This is a genomic window from Actinomyces sp. ICM39, from assembly GCF_000282935.1.
Lineage (GTDB): Bacteria > Actinomycetota > Actinomycetes > Actinomycetales > Actinomycetaceae > Pauljensenia > Pauljensenia odontolytica_B.
In genome coordinates this window covers 1-5,816 of the sequence record NZ_ALCB01000089.1, presented here as the reverse complement: position 1 = coordinate 5,816, position 5,816 = coordinate 1, and the positions used below count along the sequence as shown (strand labels likewise).

The following is a 5,816-nucleotide window of genomic DNA, read 5'->3' as shown; positions in this document are numbered from 1 at the left end:
GGGTCCACACCCCCCTGTGTGTCGCTAGCTAGCTAGGCTCAGGCGTCGGCCTGCTCCTTGCGGCGCTTGTTGGCCAGCGCGATCGCACCGGAGCCGCCCACGAGGAGGGCGCCAGCGCCGATCAGGACGCCAACACCGGCAGCACCGGTCAGCGGCAGGTTGAAGCCGCCGCGCTTCGGGACGTCCTTCACCGTGGTCTTGAGGGTGTACTCGTTGTCAGCGGTGGAGTTGGACTCGAGGACCTGGAAGGCGATCGGGCGGGTCTGGAGCTCGAAGCCCTCGGGGGCCTTGGTCTCGACGAGGCAGTACCAGCCGCGGTCAGCCTCGGCGACAGCAGCGTTGTTCTCCCAGTCGTTGTTGCGCAGGCCGTCGATGGTGACCTCACCGTTGGCGTCGGTCGCGTAGGTTTCCTTGCCAGCGGGCGCGAGCTTGGTGTCGAGGGACGCGTCAACGGACTGGAAGTTCTCGGTGGGCTTGGTCGTGGGCGTGCACTTGTAGACCTCGAACTCAGCGCCTTCGAGCTTCTTGGTGTCCTCCACGGAGGAGACCTTCGTGATCTTCACCTTGCCGAACTTGGAGACAACCTCAGAGTTCGGGTAGTCCGGCGGGGGAACGGTACCGGAGTTGGGCTTCCAGCCGTTGGAGGGAGCGTTGGGGAGCAGGGTGGCCTTGTTCTTGAACAGGCCGTCGTTCTCCACCTTGTCCTTGACGGTGCCGGCCAGGTCCATCTGGACCTTGGTGTTGTCGTCCTTGCGGTTCTCGACCAGCTTCTTGCGGCCGGCCTCGGTGAACTCGGCGGTCCAGAACTTGGTCTTGCCGTCGGTGCCGTCAGCGGCGATCAGCTTGTAGTCGGTGTCCTTGGCCAGGGCGACCTCGCCGGTCTTGCCGTCGATGATCTTCAGGGCGATCTTGGCCTCGGGCAGCTCCACGCGCTTGTCGTACTGGTCGACGACGTCGTAGAAGTCGAGGGCCTCAGCGGCGGGGATGTCCGACTTGATGGTGTAGGAGATCGCGGAGCCGATGGCGGGGGTGTTCGCGTCGGCGACGGTCTTCTCGATGCCAGCCTTGGAGTTCTTCGGGTAGGCGTGGACGTTGTAGACCCACTTGTTCAGCTCGGTCGGGTGCGTCATGGGCACCGTGATGATGAAGGGCTTCGCGCCGACGTAGCCGGCGGGGGTCTCGGTCTCGGTCACGACGTAGGCGCCGAGCTTGAGGCCATCGAAGGTGGCCAGGCCGCCGCCGGCGGTGGTCTTCTCGCCGGCATCTTCAACGCCGTCAGCCTTCGCGGTGTCAACGTTGCCGTTGTAGCCAGCGAGCTTCTCCCAGCCGGCCTGCGTGGTGAGGTCGACGGTGGTCAGGCGCTGAATCTTGAACTTGGCGCCGTCGAGGGGGGTGCCGTGATCGGAGGTGTCCTCAAGGCCGTTACCGGCCATGGTGCCGTTGTTGGCGTCCTTCACGTACTTGTGGATGGTGATGGAGCCGGTCTTGGAGGTGTCGAGGTCGACCAGCGAGGGGGCGCGCTCAACAGTGGCAGCGAGGCCGAAGGCGGGGGCAGCCTGGGTCGCGGAGGTGGCGGCGGGCAGGGCCAGCGCGCCGGCGGCGACGGCGAAGGCTGCGAGCAGGCTCAGGCTGCGGCGGGTCTTCGTGGTGCTCATGGGTTTTCTTTCTCCTGTGTGTGTGATTTCGGGAGTTTTTTCTGATGGTGGGTCTCGTGGTCACGGGACCTCATGGGTGGCTCAGGCGATTGCCTTGCGCCTCTTGGTGGTGACCACGGTCATCACCATCGCCCCGGTCATCAGCACAGCTGCGGCGCCGATGTAGGGGTAGATTCCGGTGCTGCCGGCCTTGGGCAGCTCGCCAACTTCGGTGTCCTTGACAACGATGGTGGCCTTGCGGGTTCCGGCGACCAGGAAGCCCTGGGGGCCGGCGAGGGAGGAGGCCTCGGAGGAGAACGACTGGACGGCGCTCTTGGCCCACTTGGCGGAGTCCGTGAGGTCGTCCGCAAGTTCCACGTTCGTTCCGGAGCTGTTGCCGCGGGCGGCGGTCAGCGTGAACGCGATGGGCTTGGGCAGGAGCGAGTGTCCCGCGGGTGCCTTGGTCTCAACGAGCCAGTACATGGTGTCGAGGTTCAGGTCGTTGACGGACCAGTAGTAGCCGTCCGTGGCGGTCGCCTGGGTCAGGGTCTTGACCACGGTGGCGTTCGCATCCGTGTTGGGGTTGGACTTGTAGATCGCGAACTCGGCGCCCTTCAGGGGGTACATGGCCGCGTTATTCGGACCGATGTACTGGTTCGAGGCATCTGCGAAGGTGGAGCCGGTGTTCTGCGTGCCAGCCTTCACCACCACGAAGTCGTGGGGAACGGTCGGGCCACAGGCCTTGTTGTTGCTCGTGCCGTCGGAGTCCTTGCCGTTCTCAGCCAGGACCTCGTTGAAGAGGCCCTTGCCGGGAGCCAGCTCGTTGTTCCCGTTGATGGAGCAGGCCAGGTCGGCCTCGTTGTAGCCGGCGGCTGCAGGGTTACGGACGACCGCGAAGCGGATCCAGTATTCCTTGGTGGCCCCCGGGGCCAGCTCGACGCCGTCGGTCAGCGTGTAGACGCCGCCGGTAGCGGTCGCGTTGGACGCGGAGTCCAGGCCGGCCTTCGTTTCAGCGATCTTCGCAGACTGGATCTCCAGGCCCTTGGCGAAGTCGGGCTTGTCGGTGAGCTTGCCAGTGTTGGCGGCCAGCGAGCCGTCGTTGGTGGCGACGATCTTGTAGTCCACGTTGAAGCTCGTGGCACCGTTCGCGCCGCCGTTCGCCTCGATGGACTTCTGGACGCGCAGCTTGGGAGCCTGGTATTCGTTCACGAACGTACAGGTGATGGGGGCTGCCTCGTTGGAGGCGGCACCTCCGACGTTCTTGAAGTTGACGCCGCGCTCGGTCTTGGTCACGGCGACGTCTTCACCGATACCGTTGACACACTTGATGTCCTTGAGGCTCCACTTGTCCTCGCCGCCGGTGTTGATGTCCTTCTCCGTGATGGTGAAGTCGGAGTTACCGACCTCGAAGGGGATGAACACCGAGTCGTACTTCGCCTGGGCCTCACCGAAGGCGGTGGGGGTCAGCGTCGCGGCCGGGTCGGCTGCGGAGATGTACGAGGTCTTGGCGGGAGCGGAGGAAGCCGTGGGCTTCGTGACGGTCACGGTGCCGGTGGTCGCCGGGGTGCGGTCGGTGTTATCGTGCCAGGTCGCGCCGGTCTCCACCAAGAAGTTGGCGGCAGGGATCGTCGGGTTGGCGCCCGCGGGGTCCTCGACGGCCTTCGCGATGCGCACGGAGCGCTCCTCGGTGATGACGCCGTAGAGGCAGCCGTAGTTAACCGAGAGCTCCTGCGTGATGAAGGTGTCGGTACGCTTGGCGTCCGCCGGAGGCGTTGCCGGGCAGTTGGCCGTCGGGATGGAGTTGAAGTTATCCGGGGTCAGGAAGTTGGTCGCATTCGTCGCAGGGGTGAAGCCCCACAGCTGAAGTCGGTAGGTGCGGCCATTCTTCGTGAAGGTACGATCCGAGGTCGTCTTCTTCAGCTTGACGGTATCCCACACGTAGGGGTTTTCGTTGACGTTACCCTTGGCACCGGGCCACTCGATGGGCAGGGCCCTCTTCGTAGTGATCTGGTTGTAGGGCTGCTCGGCACCCTTGTTGTAGTACTGGCTGTAGAGGTCGTACTCACCGTTACCCTCACCCACGTACTTGACGCAGTAGTAGCGTCCGGAGCGAGACTCGGGCTTGTTGACGTAGCCCTGCGAGCGGTCAGCCGCATTGACCGGGTCAGGCTCGTAGGCCGTACCAATGAAGACTCGCTCGCCGGTTGCGGGGTCGGTCACCCACTTGGGCGTGCCGTAGTAGCGCCCCTGGTCCATAACGGCGTCGCGCAGGTACTGAACACCAGATTCAGGAAGCGCTCGTTCCGTTGCATCCTTACCGTTAATTCCGATGTCCGTACGGCAGGTTCCGGTTCCAGCAATACCGGGGTGCTTGACGTAGGCGCCGCCCTTGCGATACATGATCGTCGAAGACAGAGTATTGAACGTCTCATTGTTAACAAACGGGAACGACTCACCGGGATCACCGGGGATCAGGCCGGTCATCTGAAGGTTCAGTGAGGAGTGCAGGTACGGCTGGATCTGAGCCGTACCACCGATCGGCAGGTTGTTGTGGCGGATCGCACCAAGCAGGAACACCTGGCCGGGGTCGACCGCGCCGGGGTTGTTCGGCTTGAAGCCGATGGCGGACTGGCCGTTCACCCAGATAGCCTTATCGCCCGCATTCTTCCACTTGTCATAGTGGGCCTGCATCCACGCCTTACTAGCGGGGGGATCACCATAGTCGACAGACTGATCATCCCACTTCCACGGCATGCCTCGGGCGATGTAGGTCCACGCATCGTTCGCCTTAGCGTATGGACCACCAAGACTGGTCGTGACGGGAGTGTTGCCCGTGCGAATACGCTCCTCCGTCATGCCCTTGACGATGCCGTAACGAATGAAGTTGTTGTAGTCAGTCGTCTCATCCGTCTCAGAGCCATTGGTAATACCTTTACCCATCCAGGCAGAGACTTCGCCGACGTCAATCTTCGTTGCACCGGGCTCCTGGGCAGCCTGGGCGGCCTGGGGGGCGGCGACCTGGGAGACGACCAGCGTGCTGGCCGCAGTAGCCACGACGGCCAGGGCGGCCAGGGCGCGGGACGCAACTCCTGCTCGCTTGGTCCGCGCGTGGCCTGCGCGCGCTCGACTCGTTGCCATTAATCAATCTCCTTGAAGACTGTTGCTTCGCTGTGTCGTACTCGGGGGGATGTCCCGAGAGGTTTTTCCACAACCTTGATGACACTCAGCGTACGACGCGGTTACCGAAAAATGCAACCCATTTTCTGCAGCTTTGCTAGTGGTCTACCTTACAGAAAAACAGTCAAGTGATATTTCCGCAGGATATCAACGGTTGACCTACTGGTTTCAATCTATGAAAACATGCTTTTTCGGCTATTTTCATCTTTTTTAACGGCTGGCAACAAATCAAAATGTGGAACTTTGCAGCGCTTGACAGATCCCCAACAATCAACCGTCAATCCTATTTTCAGACCGGCGTCACCCCAAAAGCGTCAAGCAATGCAAGGAAAACCCATTGTCCTGTCACCCATTTCCACTCAAACTTCTTCCCACCTGCGAGAACATAGGACTTCAGTCCCGCCTGCGAAAAAAATAGGACTTCAGACCCATCTGCACCCCAGATACTCACAGGCGCTCCCCAGACACTCCCCCAGCCACAGCCACAGCCGCTCCCCTCCCTCCGCACCCCCAGCCAAACCCACATCCACATCCACACCCCAGACACTTCCCCGACACGCCCCTCCCTCCGCACCCGCACTCCCTCCCCACCCCAAAGTCGCATGCAATTCCCAAACAGGAGTGACTCAGCAACACAAAGTGATACGAACAAGCAAGCTAGTCAGGGGGAATTGCATGCGAAACTGCAGCACCTGAGGCCGCTAGCAGGGCCAGTGGCCACCCCGCACGGAGGTCACCGCGCCCAGGCTGCAACACATTCGGATAGGTAACAAACATCCGGATAGGTAACAAAGATCCGGATAGGTAACGAAGATCCGGATAGCTTAATAACCTATCCGGATGCGCATAACCTATCCGGATAGCGGCAACCTATCCGGATGCGCCCACACTCTCCGCATACCCCCACGCGGAATGCGGCGGCAGGGCCATAGCAAGCACACACGCACGCCCGATTGGAGCCCGCCGCGGGGCCTGGCCACTCACACCAGAACCACAGGCGCCGCC

The 5,816-nt window shown here is 62.3% G+C and carries 3 protein-coding genes; all 3 read right to left on the bottom strand.

The features are described from left to right. Nucleotides 1–38 precede the first annotated feature (38 nt). Entirely contained in the window at nt 39–1,655 is a 1,617-nt protein-coding gene (locus tag HMPREF1137_RS05670) for a SpaH/EbpB family LPXTG-anchored major pilin (protein WP_007589865.1), read from the bottom strand. A gap of 81 nt (nt 1,656–1,736) precedes the next feature. Further along, nucleotides 1,737–4,772 (bottom strand): prealbumin-like fold domain-containing protein, encoded by a 3,036-nt coding sequence (locus tag HMPREF1137_RS05665; protein WP_007589864.1) that lies wholly within the window; start codon nt 4,770–4,772, stop codon nt 1,737–1,739. Between the two features lie 328 nt (nt 4,773–5,100). Beyond that, nucleotides 5,101–5,262 (bottom strand): hypothetical protein, encoded by a 162-nt coding sequence (locus HMPREF1137_RS10265; protein WP_155835406.1) that lies wholly within the window; start codon nt 5,260–5,262, stop codon nt 5,101–5,103. Nucleotides 5,263–5,816 lie beyond the last annotated feature (554 nt).